Annotated in this window: 17 protein-coding genes; 1 reads left to right on the forward strand and 16 read right to left on the reverse strand. The window is 46.0% G+C overall.

Annotation, left to right across the window (positions count from 1 at the left end):
- Positions 1 to 11 precede the first annotated feature (11 nt).
- From pyrD to AWU56_RS08215, 15 genes are all read right to left on the reverse strand, one after another.
- On the reverse strand, positions 12 to 1019 hold the full coding sequence (pyrD, locus tag AWU56_RS08145) for a quinone-dependent dihydroorotate dehydrogenase (RefSeq protein WP_286682217.1): 1008 nt from the start codon (positions 1017 to 1019) through the stop codon (positions 12 to 14).
- Positions 1019 to 5863 carry an NAD-glutamate dehydrogenase gene (locus AWU56_RS08150; protein WP_272978834.1) on the reverse strand — a complete coding sequence of 1615 codons (4845 nt, stop codon included), beginning with the start codon at positions 5861 to 5863 and terminating at the stop codon, positions 1019 to 1021. Before AWU56_RS08150 ends, pyrD begins: the two co-directional genes overlap by 1 nt.
- Before the next feature lie 208 nt (positions 5864 to 6071).
- On the reverse strand, positions 6072 to 6293 hold the full coding sequence (locus AWU56_RS08155; RefSeq protein WP_272978833.1) for a DUF2835 family protein: 222 nt from the start codon (positions 6291 to 6293) through the stop codon (positions 6072 to 6074).
- 35 nt (positions 6294 to 6328) lie between these two features.
- Positions 6329 to 8941, reverse strand: a complete 2613-nt coding sequence (gene pepN / locus AWU56_RS08160) for an aminopeptidase N (protein ID WP_272978832.1) — start codon at positions 8939 to 8941, stop codon at positions 6329 to 6331.
- 9 nt (positions 8942 to 8950) lie between these two features.
- The gene (gene nhaC, locus AWU56_RS08165) at positions 8951 to 10414 is read right to left on the reverse strand and encodes a Na+/H+ antiporter NhaC (protein ID WP_272978831.1); all 1464 of its coding nucleotides are present in this window, start codon (positions 10412 to 10414) and stop codon (positions 8951 to 8953) included.
- A 12-nt stretch (positions 10415 to 10426) separates the two neighbouring features.
- Positions 10427 to 11809, reverse strand: coding sequence for a sodium-dependent transporter (locus AWU56_RS08170; protein WP_272978830.1), 1383 nt, complete (start codon positions 11807 to 11809; stop codon positions 10427 to 10429).
- Between the two features lie 124 nt (positions 11810 to 11933).
- Complete coding sequence (gene prc / locus AWU56_RS08175; protein WP_272978829.1) at positions 11934 to 13994, reverse strand: carboxy terminal-processing peptidase; 2061 nt, start codon at positions 13992 to 13994, stop codon at positions 11934 to 11936.
- Positions 13995 to 14016: 22 nt separating this feature from the next.
- The gene (gene proQ, locus AWU56_RS08180) at positions 14017 to 14652 is read right to left on the reverse strand and encodes an RNA chaperone ProQ (protein ID WP_272978828.1); all 636 of its coding nucleotides are present in this window, start codon (positions 14650 to 14652) and stop codon (positions 14017 to 14019) included.
- Positions 14645 to 14935, reverse strand: coding sequence for a hypothetical protein (locus AWU56_RS08185; RefSeq protein WP_006955815.1), 291 nt, complete (start codon positions 14933 to 14935; stop codon positions 14645 to 14647). Before AWU56_RS08185 ends, proQ begins: the two co-directional genes overlap by 8 nt.
- A gap of 4 nt (positions 14936 to 14939) precedes the next feature.
- Positions 14940 to 15410, reverse strand: a complete 471-nt coding sequence (msrC, locus tag AWU56_RS08190) for a free L-methionine (R)-S-oxide reductase MsrC (RefSeq protein WP_006955817.1) — start codon at positions 15408 to 15410, stop codon at positions 14940 to 14942.
- Positions 15411 to 15418: 8 nt separating this feature from the next.
- Positions 15419 to 15715 (reverse strand): YeaC family protein, encoded by a 297-nt coding sequence (locus AWU56_RS08195; RefSeq protein ID WP_006955819.1) that lies wholly within the window; start codon positions 15713 to 15715, stop codon positions 15419 to 15421.
- 8 nt (positions 15716 to 15723) lie between these two features.
- Positions 15724 to 16050, reverse strand: a complete 327-nt coding sequence (locus AWU56_RS08200) for a zinc ribbon domain-containing protein (RefSeq protein ID WP_006955821.1) — start codon at positions 16048 to 16050, stop codon at positions 15724 to 15726.
- A gap of 134 nt (positions 16051 to 16184) precedes the next feature.
- Complete coding sequence (locus AWU56_RS08205) at positions 16185 to 17861, reverse strand: alanine/glycine:cation symporter family protein (protein WP_006955823.1); 1677 nt, start codon at positions 17859 to 17861, stop codon at positions 16185 to 16187.
- A 40-nt stretch (positions 17862 to 17901) separates the two neighbouring features.
- Positions 17902 to 19035, reverse strand: coding sequence for a M14 family metallopeptidase (locus AWU56_RS08210; RefSeq protein WP_040487989.1), 1134 nt, complete (start codon positions 19033 to 19035; stop codon positions 17902 to 17904).
- 88 nt (positions 19036 to 19123) lie between these two features.
- Entirely contained in the window at positions 19124 to 20569 is a 1446-nt protein-coding gene (locus AWU56_RS08215) for a glyceraldehyde-3-phosphate dehydrogenase (protein WP_006955827.1), read from the reverse strand.
- A gap of 126 nt (positions 20570 to 20695) precedes the next feature.
- Here AWU56_RS08215 and AWU56_RS08220 point away from each other — a divergent pair, with 126 nt between their 5' ends.
- Positions 20696 to 21523, forward strand: a complete 828-nt coding sequence (locus AWU56_RS08220; RefSeq protein WP_006955831.1) for a DUF2989 domain-containing protein — start codon at positions 20696 to 20698, stop codon at positions 21521 to 21523.
- On the opposite strand, the gene msrB is transcribed toward AWU56_RS08220, so the two are convergent.
- Positions 21486 to 21899 (reverse strand): peptide-methionine (R)-S-oxide reductase MsrB, encoded by a 414-nt coding sequence (gene msrB / locus AWU56_RS08225; RefSeq protein WP_006955833.1) that lies wholly within the window; start codon positions 21897 to 21899, stop codon positions 21486 to 21488. The genes AWU56_RS08220 and msrB overlap by 38 nt on opposite strands.
- Positions 21900 to 21941: the final 42 nt, after the last annotated feature.

Consider the following 21941-nt stretch of genomic DNA (forward strand, 5'->3'; position numbering starts at 1 on the left):
GTCACCTAGTTTTACAAGTTATTGACAATGTCCTTTACAAGCCTAGGTCCTTTGTAAATAAAACCGGTGTAAACCTGCACTAACGATGCGCCCGCCTCAAGCTTTTCTTTCGCGGCGCCTGCAGAATCGATGCCGCCTACTCCGATAATAGGAATTGACGAGTCCAACGCTGAACGTAACAGCCGAATAATACAGGTACTGCGATCACGCACTGGTTTGCCGCTCAAGCCACCCGCTTCATCCGCTAGTTTGCTATGCGAAACACCATCACGCGAAAGCGTTGTATTCGTTGCAATAACACCATCGATGCCCTGCTCGTTAAACGCCTCAGCCATCATACGCACTTCTTCTGGGCTCAGATCAGGTGCGACTTTAACAACAAGCGGTACATACTTGCTATGCACTTTTGCTAGTTCTTTCTGCTCAGCTTTTAAGCCTGCTAGCAAACCATTTAAAGCATCGCCGTGTTGAAAATTGCGTAAGCCCGGTGTATTTGGCGAAGAAATATTGATGGTCACGTAATCGGCATAACGATAAACCTGAGTTAGGCAGGCAACGTAGTCTTGTAAAGCATCTTGCTCTTCAGTGACTTTGTTTTTACCAATATTAATGCCCAGCACACCTTTATAAGTACGTCGCTTGACCTGTTCAACCAACGCCTCGACACCGTCATTATTAAAACCCATGCGGTTAATAATGGCCTCATCATCAACCAACCGAAACAGTCTTGGCTTTTCGTTGCCTGGCTGTGGTTTCGGCGTCACCGTACCCACTTCAATAAAACCGAAGCCCATCTGTCCAAATGCAGTCATGCAACGCGCATTTTTATCGAGACCCGCTGCAAGACCGACAGGATTCGGAAACTCGATCCCCATCACGGTCACAGGCTTGGCCGGCAGACGTTGACGCCACGCGAGTGACAATGGCGTATTAGCAAACCGCCGAAGCATACCGAGCGTCCAGTCGTGAGAACGCTCGGCATCTTGGTTAAACAGCCATTTTCTGACCAGGTTATACACTAGCCCGCAACCTTAGGCGCACAGTTGTGGCTCAACAACATGAGTTCACGCAATGCAACTGAGAACTTAGCAAACTCGTGGCTCTTCGTGGTGCGGAAGTCCGATAACATTGACTGCCAACGTTGCAGCAAGGATTCGTTTTGGTCCATCCAATCATCCAACATTTGCAACGGCTCACCTATCTCTGAGGCCGATTTCAATACAACTAAGGTCAACGCACGTTGCTGCCAATCCAGTTCTTCTCGGAATGCGGCACGTGCCAGCGCTTGCCAGTGGTTAGCAACCGGTTGATTATTAATTTGATTGAGGAACCAATGTAGATTCAGACGAGCACCTAAATAGAAGTACATGTTGCCAACGGTCTGATACGACTGTTCGGTTTCGTCAGCAATTTCGGCAATGTCCATTGCCGAAAATACGGTACTCAAGCTCGCCACTTCTTGAGCCAACTCTTTCGGAAGTCCTTGCTCAATATAGCGGTCGATCGTTTTTTGAATCACAGCCGCTTCATCTTCGTTCATATAACTTAGACAGTTTTTACGCAAGTCATCAAAAGCGGGCATGTAAAAGTCAATGTGCTCTTGAATACCATTTAATTTAGTGTTGCGGTGACGCAAGAACCAACGTGTAGCTCGACGCACCATACGGCGAACCTGGAACAGAATATCGTTCTGTGTTTCAGCCGGCACTTTATTGTTCAACGCTTCAATGGCATCCCAAAGTTCCTCAACGCGGAAACACTCGCGAGCGACTACAAATGACGATGCAACTTCAGCGATGGTCGCTCCGGTGGCTTCTTGTTTACGAAACACGAAGTTAGGACCCATATCATTAACGATCGTATTAGCTAACTTAGTCGCGATAATCTGTCCCTTCAACGGGTGTGAAGCCATCGAATCAGCAAACTGTTTTTGCAACGGTTTAGGGAACGAACGGAACAATGCTTTGCCATGGAACGGATCTTCAGTGATTTCATCGGTGATTAACTGCTCCTTAAGCACCATTTTGCCATAGGCTGTTAAAACCGATAGTTCTGGACGTGTCAAACCTTTATTCTGGGCTTGGCGTTCCGCCAGCTCGTCGTCTGAAGGTAAGAACTCCAGCGAACGATTTAATGCACCGTCACGTTCTAACTGGTGAATAAAGCGTTGCAATTCTTTGATTTGGTCACTACCTCGAAGCGCAGTAATCGAGAGCGATTGTGTTTGACGATTACAATCGTCAAGAACGATTTCAGCCACTTCGTCAGTCATGTCGTACAATAACTTATCGCGTTGCTTCTTCGTGAGGTCACCGTTATTGACCAAACCATTCAGCAAGATTTTGATATTCACTTCATTATCTGAACAGTCCACGCCGCCAACATTATCAACAAAGTCGGTATTAATACGACCGCCGCGCTGAGCAAATTCAATACGACCCAACTGAGTTAAACCTAAGTTACCGCCCTCGCCGATGACTTTGGCTTTCAATTCTGCACCATTAACGCGCAGTGCGTCATTGGCTCGGTCACCCACATCAGAATCGGTTTCATCCTTACCTTTGATGTAAGTACCGATACCGCCGTTCCAAATAAGATCAACGTCCATGGTTAGACACGCACGAATGAGCTCGTTAGGTGTCATTGATTTCTTCTGGGAGCCCAGCATCTTCTTCATTTCTGGCGACAGCTCTATTGCTTTAGCACTGCGACTGAAGATACCGCCACCTTTAGAAATCAACTCTTTGTTGTAATCTTCCCAGCTTGAGCGCGGCAATTTAAATAAGCGATCACGCTCTTTCCAAGAGCTGGCTGCGTCTGGTTCTGGGTCGATAAAAATATGCATGTGGTTGAACGCAGCTTGTAGGCGAGTATGTTTAGATAGCAACATGCCGTTACCAAACACATCCCCCGCCATGTCGCCAATCGCAACACAGGTAAAGTCAGTGGTTTGGCAATCAATGCCCATTTCACGGAAGTGGCGTTTAACCGACTCCCAAGCACCACGAGCGGTGATACCCATTTTCTTATGGTCGTAGCCAACTGAACCGCCAGAAGCAAAGGCGTCGCCCAGCCAAAAGTTATATTCAGCAGAAATACCGTTAGCGATATCTGAGAACGTCGCTGTGCCTTTATCAGCGGCGACAACCAAGTAAGGGTCGTCTTCGTCCTGACGAACGACGTCAACAGGTGGTACGATTTCACCCTCGACGATATTGTCGGTGATATCTAATAACGCACGAATAAACGTTTTATAACACGCCTGTCCTTCTGCAATCATACCTTCACGGTCTTCGGGCAGGTGTTTACAGTAGAAACCACCTTTTGCACCCACAGGTACAATAACGGTGTTCTTAACTTGTTGTGCTTTCACCAGGCCTAAAATTTCAGTACGGAAGTCTTCACGACGGTCCGACCAACGCAGGCCACCACGAGCCACTTTACCACCCCGTAAATGGACACCCTCTACCCGCGGCGAGTAGACAAAGATTTCGAACTTAGGCAACGGCAACGGCATCTCAGGTACCAGTTCAGGTAAGAACTTAACTGAGATGTAAGGTTTATCATTGCCTTTTTCATTCTTCTGGAAGAAGTTTGTACGTAAAGCGGCGTCAATTAATTCAACATAGCGACGGATAATACGATCGTCGTCCAAGTTAGCGACGCTATCTAATTCGGTATTGATGCGCGTATGTAACGCGTCCAGTTTCTTCTCAACACCTTTAGTGCCGGGCTCAAAACGCGTGTAGAACATCTTAATGACGAGTTTAGCGAGTAGCGGGTACTTGCTAAACGTGCTTTCAATATAGCTTTGACTGAAGGTCGTACCAATCTGACGCATGTACTTCGCAAACATACGTAAAATAGTGACTTGGCGACCCGTCATACCGGCACCAAGTACGAGCCGGTTAAAGCCATCATCTTCAAGTTCACCTTTCCAAACTTTTGCAAACGCATCTTGGAATAATTCGCGACTGGTTTCTAAATCGAGCGCCCCACCGGTATGGATCATATGAAAATCTAAAATCCAAAATACATTGCCGTCTGCCGCTTTAACGGGATAAGGGCTCTCGCCAATCACACGCAAGCCAAAGTTTTCGAGCATCGGCAGCACGTCTGATAAGTGGATGGGTTGATCTTTATGGAAAAGCTTGAGACGCAAGTATTTGCTGTCGTCTTTCTCTTCCTGAGCGCGATAAAGCACCATGCCGAGCTTATGTTCATCGTCAAGGGACTCAAGCTGGTTGATATCTGAAATCGCAACAGAAGGCAGCACATCCTCTTTATAAGCACGCGGGAACGCTTGACCATAACGTTTATTCAAACGTGTTGAGCGCGCCTCACCAAAGGTTGAGTTTAAAATACGCTCAAAGTTATCTTCCCAAGTGCGAGCGGCCTCAATAAGATTCTGTTCCAATTCCTTCACATTTACGTCCTGCTGGTCGTCTTCTAGGCGCACGGTGTAATGCGTTCGTGCGAGATTTGATTCGGAGAAATAAGTGGTAAAGTCAACGTCGTGTTGAGTACGCAAGGTTTGTTTTAAAATGCGCTGAGTGCGTTCACGTAATAGAGTGTTGTAACGCTCTTTAGGTACATACACCATGCATGTCATAAAGCGACCAAAAATATCGCGACGCAAGAAAATCCGAGTCATATCACGCTCTTGCATCTGCAAAACGCCCAAACCAACTTGCAGTAGATCATCATCCTCTGCTTGCACGACTTCATCACGCGGATAGGTCTCTAAAATATTAACTAATGCTTTTGCTGCATGCGATTGTGGAGCAAAACCAGACGCTTCAATCACGCGCTTGAGCTTCTGCGAAACCAGTGGAATATCACGCGCGCTATTGTTGTAGAAGTTCGACGCGTAAAGACCAATAAAGCGATGCTCACCAATGACCTCGCCTTCTTTATTAAAGCGTTTGACACCAATGTAGTCGCAATGCGCTGGGCGATGAACACGTGATTTTGAATTGGTTTTCGTGAGTAACAGAATGCGATCGTCCTGTGTAATTTCACGCGCATCCTCTGGCAAGCTTGAAATTAAACGACCTTTTTCACTGACCGAATTACGCATTAGGCCCAAACTGCTATCTTCGGTTTGGCTGAGTTCGTAATCGCCTTTAACAGGCTTTAAGTCATAAGAGCGATAGCCTGTAATGGTAAAGTTATCATCCGCCAACCAGCGTAAAAACGCTTGGATATTTTGTTTTTCTTCCTTCGAGCCTGGATAATAATCGGCAGTCACTTCTTCTGCGACTTCAGAGAGCTTGGTCACCATCGGCTGCCAATCGGAGACCGCCAAGCTGATCTCTTCCATGACAGAGCTCAATTCTTTCTTCAGCGCTTTTAATTCGTCCTTGGTGCTCTGGCGGTCGACCTCAATTAAGAATGCGGTATCGACAAAATTATCATCACGAGTACCCGGGCGTAATAAATCAGTGACCTGATTATCTTTATCACGCTTATGGCTAATAGGCATGTGCAACAATAAGTGGCTCGTGATACCCAAGCGTGATAAAGCCATGCGGACTGAGTCCACCATAAACGGCATGTCACTCTGAATAATTTCAATAATCGTGTGCGGTGATTCCCAGCCATCATTCGGCACGTCTGGGTTATATACTTTAATCAGTGCTTTATCGCCGGGTTTATATTCATTAAAGCTGTGCCATAAACCCAGCACAGCACCGTACATATCACTGTCATTACGGTGACTCAAATCATCTGAGGAAATATTACGATAAAGACGTTTCGCGAAATCTTGCACAAGCGGTGCTTGGCTTGAAGCAACTTTCTTTTGAATAAGTTCGACTACTTTTTCTAAAAGTACTGGGGATTGACCATCAACCAACGACATAATTGCAGAGTCCTTGAGATTATTTTTTTGATGAAACGTCGTAGGCAAGCCACAAAGCGGCCCACGGCCTGATAATCTACCTATGATTGATGTTATTGTCGGACATTTAAGGCAGGCTTTCAACGCATATTCGTGCAATAAATGAGTGTTTAGACCAGCGAGCAGTAAAGCTTATGAAAAATAACTCAATAACTATCCAAATTAGGAGCTAAATACGCTTGAGGGAAACGAATTTATTATTGTTATCGAGCTGTATAATGAACCGACCGGATACGCCAGTTGGGTCCACAAAAGGAACCATACGACCGGCCGGAATAGCAATTCGTACGTTAGTATCAGACAGTACAACTAAATGTTGGGCGCCACCACCGTAGTAAATATCGATAAATTCCTGATACGACATAGAAATTGAAAAACGATATTCAATCACAGGATGACTCCCAACTCGCTATTTCGTGAAAATAGTTATGCAGCTAAACTATTTTCTATTTTTTCTTGTAAATCACTTGCTAAGTTCGGCAACGCTTGGATTTTTTCCAGTTGTTGCTTCATCAATGCCTGTCGCTCGGCATCGTACCGTCTCCAAGACATAAAGCTTGATATTAAACGCGACGCTACCTGCGGATTTTTATCATTTAACTGACAAATGACATCACCAATTAACGCATAACCGGCTCCATCAAACTGATGAAATCTTGCGCTATTTTGTGTAAACGCCGCCAACAATGAATAAATTCGGTTCGGATTATCTAGACTGAAATCGGGGTGTTTCATTAAGGTTTTAACATTGGCAATGGTACCGTCCGTATCGGCTAATGCCTGCGTCTGGAACCACTTATCCATCACCAGTTTATCACCGCGCCATTGCTGATCAAAAGCTTCCACAAGCGTGATAGCATTTGATGCGTTGCCCCAAACCGATGCCTGCAGTGCCGCCAGTCGATCCGTCATATTCGTTGCGTTATCAAACTGCGTTTGACTCAGATTCACGTAATTATCGCCCGCTACGGTGAGGTAACTCAATAGTACATTTTGCAATTGCCGTAGCGCTATATCCTCACCTGACAAGCGGTAGTCACGCTGCTGCAATTCATCATAAATAGCGGCATAACGTGCACTCATCGTGCCGTGCAACTGTTCAGCTAAATGACGTTTTAACTGTCGCAAGTTGTGAACAATGGTATCAATCTCAATGGTTTCAAAATACTCGCCAACGGTAGCCGCATTTGGCAACGTCAGCGTCAATGCGATTAACGCAGGATCAGTATCCGACGTGATCAAACGTTCACACGCATCGACAAGCGCCTTATCCACTTCGACTGTTGATTGCGACTTGACCGCATCCACCACGCGACTTGTAAATAGCTGCTGTGCAGCGTCCCAGCGACTCACCGGATCGTCTGCATGCGCCATTAAGGTCAACATCGCTGCTTCAGGTAAATCACGTTGCACTTTAACGGGTGCAGAAAAATCATCGAAGACCGAGACAATCGGTTCTTCATTCGACGCCAATTGAGCTGCAAATTCGCCATTGACGTAAAAGCTTTGACGTTCTTCAGTCAGTTCGAGCAGGTTTTCAGCGAGCACTATACGGTTACCGTTAGGTGCATAGGCAGATATACGCATTGGAATATGCATGGGTCGTTTTTCCGCCTGACCTGGTGTAGCTGGAACCGTCTGACGGGTGTTGATAATGAGTTGTTGCTTGTCAGTATCAAACGCGGTTTCGACTTCCACACTCGGTGTCCCAGCTTGCTCATACCAGCGACGGAATAGTGTAAAATCCCGATCGTTGGCATCTTCCATCGCTTTGACAAAATCTTCACAGGTCACTGCGGCACCGTCATGGCGTTCGACATAAAACTTCATGCCACGCTGAAAGCCAGTTTCGCCCAGTAATGTATGCATCATACGAATGACTTCAGCGCCTTTGTTATACACGGTCACCGTATAAAAGTTATTCATCTCCACAACTTTGTCAGGTCGAATGGGGTGAGCCATTGGCCCTGCGTCCTCAGTAAACTGGTGACTACGAATCACCTTGACGTTTTGAATACGATTAACCGCACGTGAACCTAAATCTGAGCTAAATTCTTGATCACGGAATACCGTCAGGCCTTCTTTCAGCGAAAGCTGGAACCAATCGCGGCAAGTAATTCGGTTTCCCGTCCAGTTGTGAAAGTATTCATGACCGATCACCGATTCGATATTTAAAAAATCTTGGTCGGTGCCGGTTTTGGGATTAGCAAGCACATATTTAGAATTAAAGACATTAAGTCCTTTGTTCTCCATAGCGCCCATATTGAAGAAATCGACCGCGACAATCATGTAGATATCGAGATCGTAAACCAGACCAAAGCGTTCCTCGTCCCAACGCATTGCATTTTTTAACGACACCATCGCGTGCTCACTGCGATCTAAGTTACCTTTATCGACAAATAACTGCAGTGCGACTTCGCGTCCTTCGCGCGTCACGAAGGTGTCCTCAAGTAAATCAAAATCACCACACACCAACGCAAATAAATAGCTCGGTTTAGGGTATGGGTCATGCCAAGTGACAAACGGCTTGCCCTCTTCCTCACCGTGCTCAACGCTGTTGCCATTCGCCAAAATATGCGGATAGTCTGCACTCGGTGCGATAACTTTGGTAGTAAAAGTCGCCAATACATCGGGGCGATCTAAGTAGTAAGTTATACGGCGGAAACCCTCTGCCTCGCATTGGGTACAAAAAGTACCTTCAGCCAGATAAAGCCCTTCCAGCGCTTTATTGGTCGATGGGTTCAATGTATTGACCACTGTCAGTGTGAACTCATTTTGCTCAACCTCAATGGTCAGCGTTGAGTCAGTGACTGTATAATCTGAAGTGCTGAGAGCTTGGTCGTTTAAAACAACCTTTTCCAGTTCGATGTGCTCTCCATCGAGTACCAACGCATCACTGTGCTCGCCTTGGCGCTTTATTTTCATGGTATTAGTGATGCGTGTGTTTGTCTCGTCCAATTCAACAACTAAGTTCACCGTATCGATGGTGAACTTAGGTGCTTGGTAATCTTTCCGATACTTCGCGGTTTTTTGTGACATAAACCCTCTTTACGACGTTTGAGTATTTTCAGTCATTTCTGGCTCACGGCGTAAAATCGTCCATCCAGTATAAGCCAGTACAATCGCAATTAATGGTGTCAAATAGTTAAAGAATGCATATATACCATAGTCTAGCGGACTTACAGCCAGAACACTAAACATGTATGCGCCACAGGTGTTCCATGGAATCAATGCGGAAGTCAAAGTACCACTGTCTTCCAATGTACGAGAAAGTACTCGAGGATCCAGCCCTCGACGTTGATATTCTTCTTTAAACATACGGCCAGGCAATACGATGGCCATGTATTGGTCGGCAGTTAATACGTTGGCACCAAAACAGGTAAATAACGTACCAGTGATCAAACTGCCTACTGACTTCGCTGACTTTAGCATGCCCTGGATAAAGCGCTTTAACAGCCCGAGCTTTTCCATGACGGCGCCGAACGTCATTGCACTTAAAATCAACCATAGGGTATTAAGCATGCTCGACATACCGCCGCCACTCAGCAGCGAATCAAGGTTTGTGCTTCCGGTACTGACCGTCGTACCATCAGACATTGCGAGCCAAATTACTTTCAGGTGCGATAATAAGGTGTCATTACCACCCGCCATCTGCTGCACCATATCAGGTTGAAAAATGAGTGCCCAAACGCCACCTAGCAACGCACCAAAAAACACAGTCGGTAACGCAGGTTTACGGGTTGCTGCTAAAAATAGCAGAACACCTAAGGGTACTAACATTGCCCAACCTACATTAAAGGTATTGTCGAGCAGGCTTTGCATTTGATTCAGCTTTTCAAGAGATACCGATGAGTCGGCATTCAGCCCCAAGAATAGGAAAATTGTCACTGAAATAATAAACGCGGGGCCTGCGGTATAGCCCATGTAACGGATATGTGCGAACAGTTCGGTTCCACTGACTGCAGGTGCCAAGTTCGTGGTGTCTGATAGCGGCGACATTTTGTCACCGAAATATGAGCCCGAAACGATAGCACCAGCGGCGATAGCAGGGTCAAGACCCATGCCCGATGCGACTCCCATTAACGCAACACCAATGGTTGCAGCCGTCGTCCAAGAGCTACCAATCGACAATGCAATGATACCGCAAATAATACAGCTAGCAGCATAAAACAGCCCCGGGTTTAACAACTCTAAACCGTAGTAAATCAGCGTCGGTACGGTACCTGAGAGCAACCAAGTACCAATCAAGGAGCCTACCGCAAGAATAATCAACATGGCGCCTAAAGCAACAGAGATACCTTCTTGAATACCTTTTTCAATTTGCTCCCAGCTGAAGCCATTCTTAAAGCCGATAATACAGGCAATACCTGCAGCTATCCAAAGCGCTATTTGGTTAGGTCCATAGGATGAGTCTTCGCCAAAGAAATACACTGATGAGGCCAACATAATCACCAAAGCGACCAGCGGAATCAGTGCCTGAAAAAGTGTGGGCTGTTTTATTTGTTGTGTCATGAATGCGTTATCCTAAATCTCGATAATGCCGATAAGTTGAAGAAAAATTATAATAATAGCGATCGGTGCAACGTATTTGAGGCACAAATGCCAAATATCAAAAATGTGGTTGCCAGCATCAAGCTCGTCTTTAGCGTTATCACGCGTCATTACCCAGCCCGCTAAAACGGCGAGCAGTAAGCCACCTAACGGTAATAATAGACTCGATGTGAGTAAGTCAATCACATCAAAAATTGAATTCAATGGCTTACCCAGCCACTGTGTACTCAGTTGCGCCCACGAGCTCCCGGAGAACGAATGGATCGTGAGCTGCCCCAGCAACCATAATACACTGGCGGAAATGATCGTTGAGGGCCAACGCGATAGATTGAATTTTTCTGAGACAAAAGCCACCGACGCTTCAATCATTGCTATCGCCGAAGTAAATGCGGCGATCACTAACATGGTGAAAAATAGAGTGCCTACCCATTGTCCCCCTGGCATTTCACCAAAAGCCAGTGGCAAGGTGGTAAAGATTAATCCAGGTCCTTCACTCGGTGTAAGATTAAAGCCAAATACCAACGGGAAAATGGCGAGACCTGCAATTAAAGCAACCAGTGTGTCAATCACCGCTATCCAAACGCTTGTTTGTACGACCGAAGTTTCCTTGGGCAAGTAAGCGCCATACATAATGACAACGCCGGATGCTAAACCGAGCGTGAAGAAAGAGTGACCCAGCGCAATCATCACGCCGTTAATCGAAAGCTTTGAAAAGTCAGGTTTAAACATGAACTCTACGGCTTCGCCAAACGCCCCAATATTTCCAGCATAGACCGCCAAAGCGATCAGCAATACAAACATAGCCGGCAATAAAAAACGAACCGAGCGTTCGAGTCCTTTATTGACCCCCTTGCCCACGACAACCACTACGCCAATCAATATGAGTGTGTGCCACAGCATCAACTCGCTCGCCGATGACAACATGCCAGAGAATAGCCCCCCGACTTGCTCGGCTGAGGCACCATTGAATGCGCCGCCCGCCGCTTTAAACACGTAATCGAGCGCCCACCCTGCAATAACGGCATAAAAGCTCAAGACGAGAAAGCCCGTCAACATGCCTAACCAACCTGCCAATTGCCAATGCCGGCTGCGTTTAGACTCGACTGCGACTTGCTCTGCCGCGTATCCCGGTGAGTGACGACCTCGTCGACCAATGACCACTTCGGCCATCATGATAGGGATGCCAATGAATGCGATACAAAGCAGATATACTAAAACGAAAGCACCGCCTCCGTTTTCTCCCATCACGTAGGGAAACTTCCAGATATTGCCAAGGCCTACGGCGGCCGCCGACGATGCCAAAATAAATGACAATCGACTTGACCAACGACTTGATATTGATGCTGAGTTTTTCATTGTTGTTCTAGATCATTTTTTTAGTATAACGCGGTAGTTGACCACAAACTGCGTGGGTTGCCAAGCATACGTAAAAAAACCGCCATAAAGCGGCGGTTTTTTGAGCATATCTATGACTATTGACTTAGTCGTTTTGAGCGAGCTTCACATCATCAATAAATTCAAATGCAACAGAAATGGTCTCATCAAGATACGGATCCACTTCAAGCACCTCGTCGTCAACATCATCAATCGATTCAACTGGCTTCATTCCCATCCGTTTGAGACGATCATTGACTCGGGCTAGGCGCTCTTTCTTGTCCGCAGCTTGCTCACTCTCACGCTCTTCAATATTCAAGCTAACCCACGTTTTTTCCATGTTTTTACGTAGCTCATCGATATCTTTGAATATGTACGAAAACTCAGGATCTTTCTCTAAACGCTCATGAGCGTTCTTGTTTAACGACTGGATTTCAGCGCTATCAAGATAACTGAAGGTGTCATATTGCGCTGGCTTGATTTGATCCCACGGTAGCGCGTTGTCTTCACGACTCTCGCCCCACTCCGACGCTTCCACGTATGAAGGCAAGGTGACATCAGGCGCCACACCTTTTAACTGCGTACTACCACCATCAATCCGATAAAATTTCGCGATTGTATATTGCACGCTGCCTAACGGCTCACTGAAGAAATCAAAACGACGGTTAAGCCCGCGATGCTGTTGGACAGTCCCTTTACCGAACGTATTCTCGCCCACAATCAGCGCACGCTTATAGTCTTGCATTGCCGCAGCAAAGATTTCCGATGCGGACGCACTATAGCGGTCAACTAACACCACCAGCGGACCTTCGTAATAGGTAACACCATCTCGATCTTTACTGATTTCAACATGGCCGCGCCCATCACTGACCTGAACGACGGGGCCTTGGTCAATAAATAAGCCCGTTAATCCAATCGCTTCATTAAGTGCGCCACCACCGTTACTTCGAAGGTCAATAACGATGCCTTCGACCTCTTTAGACTTAAGATCCTCAAGCAGCTTTTTGACATCTGCAGTCAAGTTGTTGTAAAAGCCAGGTATCTCAATGACACCCATTTTACGCCCTTTATTAGGTCCCTCTTCCGGTACCTCTACGTGCGCTTTTGCAGCTCGATCCTCTAACTTGACCTTGTCGCGGACTATTTCAACCACTTTCGGTGTGCCGCCAACGCCTTGTGAAGCCTCTAAGACTTGTAGGCGAACAGAAGAACCTTTCGGCCCTTTGATCATATCGACAACGTCATCGAGACGCATGCCAATGATATCCACAAAATCCTCAGCGTCCTCACCAACACCTTGCCCAACGGCAACGATTTTGTCCTCTGGAGAGAGCTCACCCGTCTTGTCAGCAGGTCCTCCTGGAACCAAACTACGAATCACAGTGTAGTCGTATTCTGATTGTAAGACGGCGCCAATACCTTCCAACTCAAGATTCATGTTTTGCTGAAATCGTTCAGAGTTAGCGGGTGATAAGTAGCTCGTATGAGGTTCGATGGAACGAGCAAACGCATTCATCAGCGTTTGAAAGGCATCTTCATTCTTTGAGTTAGTGAGTCGGTTCAACGCACTATTGTAGCGTTTACCAAGGGTCTCAACGATATCTGGCCACTCTTTGCCCGCCAATTTCAAGTTCAGAGCATCATATTTGACGCGCTTTTGCCAAAGCTCGTTCAATGCCTCTTCATCTTTCGCCCAGTCGGCATCTTCACGATCGTAGTAATATTTTTCGCCCTTTTCATCGAAGCTCATGGGCTTATCTTTATCAAGCAAAGAAAGCGCATATACATAACGTTGAAAACGACGTTCTAAACTTGTTTGGTAAAGCTCATAGGCAATTTCGAGCTCACCGCTCTCAAGCATGTCATCAAACAACCGAGCATACTCTTCTGACGCGTCAACGTCAGACTTCAACAAAAACATTTTATTGAAATCGAGCATTTCTAAGTAACGGTCGTGAATCTGCTCTGATAACGAGTCATCTAGCTCAGGCTGAGAGAAGTGATAACGTGTAAAATACGCTAACACACGCTCACTGACTGTGTCGTGCTGACTATCTTGCGTTAATTGGGGTAATTCAGAAATATCGTGCGTCGGTGGAATCGCCAGCGCGCTCGGGGCTACAACTAACAGAGCTAACGCGTTTAACTTGAATAATCCTGACTTCATATTGACGACTCCTGACAGACGCTTATTGTTTTACGAATACGTTTTCGGCTTTTACTTTCATACTCAGACCATTGGCAAGCTGGACTTGAACATCGCTTTTATCGATCTCAACCACCGTGCCTGGCATCGGTCTGTTACCTGCTTTAACTTGAACCTGTTGACCCACAGAAAGACTATTAAGTTCCACATCTTTCAATTTAGGGGTTGGTTTTCGCGCTGGCTTTGGCTTTCTAGCAGCCTTGTTCGCACTGGGTGCTCTCCGCTTCGGTTTAGTACGTGCTTCTTCAGATTTTGTATCTGTTGCTTTACGCTGCTTCGCTCGCTCAGCGGCACGTTCCTTTGATTCCTTAAGTGCCTCCGCAGCATGTTGTTGATGCTCGTCAAGTACCTTTTCAACAGCTTCACCGTCCAGATTGACACGCTCTGTTCCTGTTTTCACACTGCGAAGATAACGCCAACTGTTCGTGTAATGACGTAATGCAGTACGCAAGCGAGTTTTGCTTACCTTTTCGTCGTCTTCTAGACGCTTCGCAAGATCTTCAAAAATCCCGATCTTTAATGGCTTTGCATCACCCTGAAGGCTAAAACAGTTCGGAAACTGTTCAGCCAAATACGCAATGACGTCTTTACTTTTCGTCAGTTTTTCAGACTCACTCATTCCAATCTTCTTCCTGTTCACGGACGTTTTCTAAAACAGTACGAACAAACATGTCCATATCATCGAATTCAAGTTCAAGCAGCCGAGGCTCCTCGATCCACTCATATAACGTAAGGCGCACAGCCTCTTCCAGCTGCTCTACGGTATCGGTTTCTATACGCTGATCATTAATTAGATGCAGCATTTCATTGATTTGGTCAGCCGCGGCTTCTTCCTCGCCTTCAAAGAAAATTGTGTCTTCGTAGTTGACCAAATAAAGTTGGATATCAAAATCTGCAAACATAGGGTTAGGCTTGATTCCAATTAAAAGTAGCACAGATTGCCGCAATTCTCGCGAACATCTCTGCGTCTTCTGCGCTGAATCGTCCTACGGTAGGACTATCTATATCGAGTACGCCGACAGTTTTTCCATCGACAATAATAGGGGCTACAACCTCTGCGTTTGAAGCGGCATCACAGGCGATATGACCGCTGAACTCATGCACATCGTGCACGTGTTGCAAGGCTTGTGAGTCGGCTGCTACACCACATACACCCTGACCGAAGGGAATCCGTACACAAGCAACCTTGCCTTGAAACGGCCCTAATACGAGCTCGCGCTCACCTCGAGTGAGGTAAAACCCAGCCCAATTAATGTCTTCAAACTGGTCAAAAATGAGTGCTGAAATATTCGCTAAATTAGCAATTAAATCGGATTCTCCACTTGTGATGGCTTCGCATTGAGTCACGATATCATCACGTACTGATACTACTTGCATGGTACCTCTTATCTCTCATCTTCATTTAGGTTAAAACGCGCAATGGTATCGGCTCCGCTCTGCTCCGAGAACTGCCGCTTAAGCTCACTTTTAGATTTAGTGACTATACGTCCATCTTTACCTACTGAGTAATGTTGGTCGCTATCAAGAAACCGTGCTTGATAAGCCATTACTAGTTGGAGCGAGTTTTCCAGTTGTTCTTCCGATAATTTTGCACCGTCAGGCCAACGTCCTGTTTCGACGGCACTGACCAAGCGTTCATACGTATCTTGGCTCATACTGTTGATGAGATCTTCAAATTGCATTATTAGCTTTACCGCTTTCTTTTAAGCATGATGAGGCGTACACGGTTAATGACAAACCAAACCAAACCAATGCCAATAAACAACAATGCAGCGCTACGCTGCCAACTATTGGCGAGAGGTTGTTGGAAAAATAGATAGACAAAGGCAGCAATGGAGAGCAACAAGGCCAACATCGATTGAGAAACCAATTTATCTGACTTTTCCTGCCTCAATCGAATCGCTTCACGCTCGATGTCTTCTTTTGAATTGCCCGCAAAAACAAATTGGCAATGAGGGCAATCTTTTGCCTTAGAAGACACGCGCTTACCACACGAAGGGCAATTAACTAATGCCATATCAAACACCTTTACCGATATATACCAAGCAATATAAGGCTTTTATCACTAAATTCAAGGGACAGCCCCAATAAATGAGGTTTAAATAAAAAAAGCGAGGCGCTTGCCTCGCTTTTTTAGAATAAACGTTATGGCTATTTACGTTTTTGTTCTTTATTAAAGTCCTGCCAGTACGACTTAACAGTACTCTTCATCTCTTTGTGTAATAACAACATACCGATCAGGTTTGGTAAGGTCATTAACACGATGGCGACCGCTGATGCTGTCCAAATCAATGTCGTATCGGCAAACGATGCCCAGAAAAAGCCTGCTACGTATAAAATACGGTATGGCATGACACCCTTCTGACCAAATAGATAGACCACAGCGCGATCACCATAGTAGGACCAAGCAATCGCCGTCGAAAAGGCAAACAGCAATAGCGTCACAGGAATAATGTACTGCCCAAAGTCACCCAAGTAACCGTTTGCAAAAGCGAGTGACGTTAGCGCCGCCGAGTGAACCAACGACTTACCGACTACTTCGATATCGTCTTTGATCAAATTACCATCTTTAACTTTCACCGTCCCGGTATAAGCATCCTCGCCGGCCACAATAAAGCGTACATCTTCAGCCACCGAACGCGCATGTAAGATAGTAAACTCATCATTAGTCTGAGCAACACCATTCTCAACGCTCACCACACCACTATACCGCTTGATCTGGTTCTCATCCGTCTGATTCAGATACGCATAGAGTTTCTCACGGTCAGCCGTTATGGTGTCATCATAGTGCCCAGCAATGAAGTCGAGGTCACTTCGTGCGAAGTTATTCTCAAATTTCTGGGTCCAAACGCCTGAGGATAGAATCACGAGACCCGTCAGCGTACAGATTAAGATGGTATCTAGGAAAGGCTCAAGAATTGAAACCAAACCTTCGGAAACCGGATCTTTCGCGCGTGCTGATGCGTGGGCAATCGGTGCAGAACCCTGACCCGCCTCGTTCGAGAACAAACCTCGGTTAACACCGCGGTTAAAGGCATAAGCAAAACTTGCGCCTAAGAAACCGCCAGCGGCCGCAGAGCCGGTAAATGCATCGCGGAAAATAGAAACAAAAGACTCACCGATATTATCAATGTTAAATGCAATGACACTCAGCGAGCCAAGCACATACAAGATACCCATAATAGGTACAATCTTGGAGGTGACCGCTGCAATACGCTTAATACCGCCGATAATAACCATGGCGAGTAGAATCGATAACACCGCACCAGTAACAACAGGGTCTATCTCGAACGTTTGTTCCATTGACTGAGCGATGTTATTGATTTGGGGCATGTTACCCGTACCGAAGGAGCTGATAATGGTTGCGATAGCGAAAATCACTGCTAACCATTTCATGTTTAAGCGGCGATCCATGTAATACATAGGTCCGCCCGCCATGGTGCCATCTTCAGTTTTTACACGATACTTATGCGATAAGGTGACCTCAACAAACTTAGTGGTCATCCCCATGAACGCAGTCATCCACATCCAAAAAATAGCGGCGGGGCCACCTAAGAAGATAGCCAATGCTACACCACCAATATTACCGGTACCCACGGTTCCAGAGAGCGCCGTCGAAAGCGCTTGGAAGTGGCTGGTATCCCCTTGTGAGTCTTTTTTATCGAACTTACCGCTCAATACGCGCCACGCGTGACGAAAGTAGCGCACTTGAGGAAAGCCCAAATAAAGTGTGAAGAATAAGCCCACACCTAACAAAAGAAATGGGAAATAGGCTGCCGAGCCCAAAAACCCATCAATCCATAACAAAATATTATTCAGCGTTTCCAAGGTGTATCCCCTTTATTTATTGTTATTTTCACCGAGCTTGTTAAGCCTTACGCAAGATAGGTGACACGGCCAATATAGCCGTTAGCAAGTCCTCGCCTAGACGTTGGCTACGTGTCAACGACCACCCAAAGTCTTCATCAGGTAAGTCGGCATTATCCTTAAATGGCATTTCTAAAGTGTACGATAAGCATTTAAAACGCTCACCAACGGCGGTACACGCAACCGTCATATTCGCTTTGCCTGGCTCATCTTTCTCGTAGCCATATTCATCTTGGAATTCAGGCGTTGCCGCTAACAAAGCATTTTTAAACGTTTCTTCTAACTGCTTATGTCGCTCATCATACGAGGGAATACCCTCACAACCCGCTACGAAATTATAGGGAAGCGCTTCGTCACCATGCACATCTAAAAACATGTCGACGCCGGTTTCCTGCATCCGCTTAAGTACATAAAAGACTTCTGGGCTTTTCTCTAGGCTAGGTTCCGCCCACTCTCGATTCAGGTTAGTACCTACCGCGTTAGTTCGCAAATGACCTCGAACACTGCCGTCTGGGTTCATATTGGGTACGACATAGAACACATTTTCATCTAACAGTTTCCGAGCGACGCCATCCTCATCATCTAACAAACGCCCTAAAAATCCTTCCATTAGCCATTCAGCCATCGACTCGCCGGGATGCTGACGTGCAGTCACCCAAATGGTATTTTTATCGTCGCTGGGTTCGCCGATTATCAGCAAGTTTAACTCACGTCCATCAAGCGTTTCACCGAGTAACTCGTGATAGCAATCCACAGATTGTTGTGCCTGCTGAATCAAATCTAAATGACGCTCATACGAATACGGGACAAAGTAGGCGTAGTAGACTGATTCTTGCTCTGGCGTATGGCGGATGGTGAGTTGCTTACCATCATACTCGGTCGGTACGCGAAACCACGTATCGCGATCATACGAAGCCAACGCTTGGTAATCTTTCCAGCCATCGGGATACGCTGATTGACCTGCATTTTCAATGACCATCACATGTTCCTCGCCAATCTCGGCAAACAACTTGTAATGAAACCACTGATAGAAGTCCGATTGATGGTCCTTGCGAATTGCAAGACGAATATTCTCACAAGACTGCGCTTCAATAACGTCGATGTTACCGCTATCAAAGGCTGTATTAATACGTATCATGCGTTTCCTTAATAGTAATTAAAACGAGTGCATACCAGTATACGAAAAAAGCGCCACCGAGGGCGCTTTTTTCGATTTTTCGCATTTAGCGAGGCAAGTTTGGCACTTTAAGACCTGCCATTTGCTCAGCAACACGCACAACTTGGCAGCTATAGCCGAATTCGTTGTCATACCACACATACAACACAGCGCGGTTGTCTTCAACGATCGTTGCTTGTGAATCAACAATACCCGCATAGCGACTACCTACCAAATCACTCGACACAATTTCAGTCGAGGCAGTGTAATCGATCTGGCTTTCAAGAGAAGAATGCAAAGCGGTTTTACGAAGGTATTCGTTCAACGCTTCGCGATCAGTTGACTGGCCTAAATTCAAATTCATGATAGCCATGGACACATTAGGCGTCGGTACACGAATCGCATTACCTGTTAATTTGCCTTTTAATGCAGGAAAAGCCTTCGCAACGGCCTTAGCCGCTCCGGTTGAGGTAATGACCATGTTGAGGGGCGCTGAACGACCGCGACGCTCTGCTTTATGGTAGTTATCAATCAGATTTTGATCGTTAGTGTAGGAGTGAACCGTTTCTACGTGACCATTTTCAATGCCATACTCATCATGAACCGCTTTAAGTACTGGCGTAATTGCATTGGTTGTGCAGCTTGCTGCAGAGAGAATCCGGTCATCTTCTAAAATGTCGCTATCGTTGACGCCAAACACGACATTTTTGATGTCACCTTTTGCAGGCGCAGTTAACAATACCTTAGCGACACCTTTAGATTTAAGGTGGAGACCTAAACCTGCTTCGTCTTTCCAGATACCGGTATTGTCAATTACGATTGCATTATCAATGCCATACTGCGTGTAATCGACTTGATCAGGGCCATCGGAATAAATGACTTTAATTGAGGTGCCGTTGGCTTTGATGCTATTTGTTTCTTTATCAATAGTAATAGAACCATTGAACTGGCCATGAATTGAATCGCGACGTAGCAAGCTCGCACGCTTTTCAAGATCACCCTCGCGACCCCCACGGACAACTATCGCACGTAAACGCATTTTATTGTTCGCACCATTCTTCTCAATCAGTAAGCGCGCCAATAAGCGTCCAATACGTCCAAAACCGTATAACACGATATCGCGTGGTTCGATGCTATCGTCTGCATCAACAACGTCACTCAATTCACGACGCAAATAGTCTTCAATTGATAAGCCGTCGGCTTTGCCACCGTGGTGATAACCGTAAGCAAGTTTACCGAGATCGACACGTGCCGGCGCCATCTGCATTTTTGCCATAGCCTCTAGGAATGGGAAGCTCTCACGTAAACGTACTTTCTGACCTTCATAACGGCGAATCAAACGATGTGCTTTGATAATATTGATTGTCGAGACGTTTAAAAGTGAACGACCATAAACAAGAATCTCAACACCAAAGTTACGGTACAATTTACCGATCAATGGCTGCATGAGTTCTGCGTACTCTTGGCGCTCCTGCCAACTTGAGAGTGTCGGGTCCTGCTGGTTAGCATTCATTAGCTAAGTCCTCATGGTATGATATGCTCAAAAAATCTCGATGCATATTGTACTGAAAAGCGCACAGATAAGCCAACCTATGCTGGCCAAGTTATTAGTTACTCGTTTACTTAACGGAAAATAGCGATGAAATATGGATATATTATCGGAGTCTGCAGTGTCGTGTTGGCGTCGCTCGTCGTCGGGTGTGGCGATCGCCCAATAACTGTCCGTGAAGCTTGTAACTCCGACCCGACTATGTGTTCAGACTTAAATCAAGATAATTGGTGCAATGCTGAACGGCGTCAGCTGATATTAACGCGCTACAGTCATAAGATGAATCCATCTGCAGAAAGTAAATATTATTTACTGAAGGATTTACAAAATTACTCTCAGTGCATTGAGCTCGCTTCGGCGATTGAACACAAAAAGCTCAAGGAAAAGCAATCACATCGTATCGAAGCTTATATTAATAGTCTGCGCAATATCGAAAAGCGAGCGCAAGAGACTCGTCAAAGTGAGCACCCTTTATTACTCTACTGGCACTGGGCGAACCGCAACAACCAAGCGGCACTCAAACGTTTATTAGCGCTTGAGGGGGCACCCATCATGCAAACCTCTGAACTACAATTTGCTTTAGCCACCTATTACGCGAAAGAAAACACCGATAAAATGCTTGCCTATCTTTATCGCGCATTACGGCTGTATCAACCGGGTCAACGCTTCAATGTCGAGATCCCCGAATCTTTAGCAACCTATTACCTAAACCAAGGAGCGGTTGATAAAGCCTATGTCTGGTCTCTCGTTGCCGTCAATTTCAAATCCAAGGTACTCGATGTAGAGCAGCTCGATGATATTTTTACGCAACCCGATGAGCGCAAAAAGCAACTTCGTGACATTGCTGACAGACTCACAGACCGAATCACGGAGGGACGTTTTAATCTTCGCCCCGATTGGTCAGTGCCAACGAATTAACACAATAGCGTTGCCCTGTTTCCGTTGGGCCATCGTTAAAAACATGACCCAAGTGGCCTTTACAGCGGCTACAGACAATTTCAATACGTTGCATGCCGTGACTACTATCCTCACGGTATTCGATAGCTCCATCGATAGCTTCATCAAAACTTGGCCAGCCACAATGACCTTCAAACTGTTGTTGTCCAGTAAACAATAATTGCCCGCAGCCAGCACAGTGATATTCACCGTGTTCATTTACCTGAATAAAGTCGCCGCTAAATGGTGCCTCGGTACCCTGTTGACGCAGGATCTGATATTGCTCAGGTGTTAATCGCTCACGCCATTGTTCATCACTCAGGTCGTTCCAATTAGTATCGCTTTGTTGATTACTCATGACTCACCTATGTCTCTGTTCTGTCTTACCTTGTTAACAAAC

This window comes from Idiomarina sp. T82-3 (genome assembly GCF_001577655.1).
Taxonomy (GTDB): Bacteria; Pseudomonadota; Gammaproteobacteria; order Enterobacterales; family Alteromonadaceae; genus Idiomarina; species Idiomarina baltica.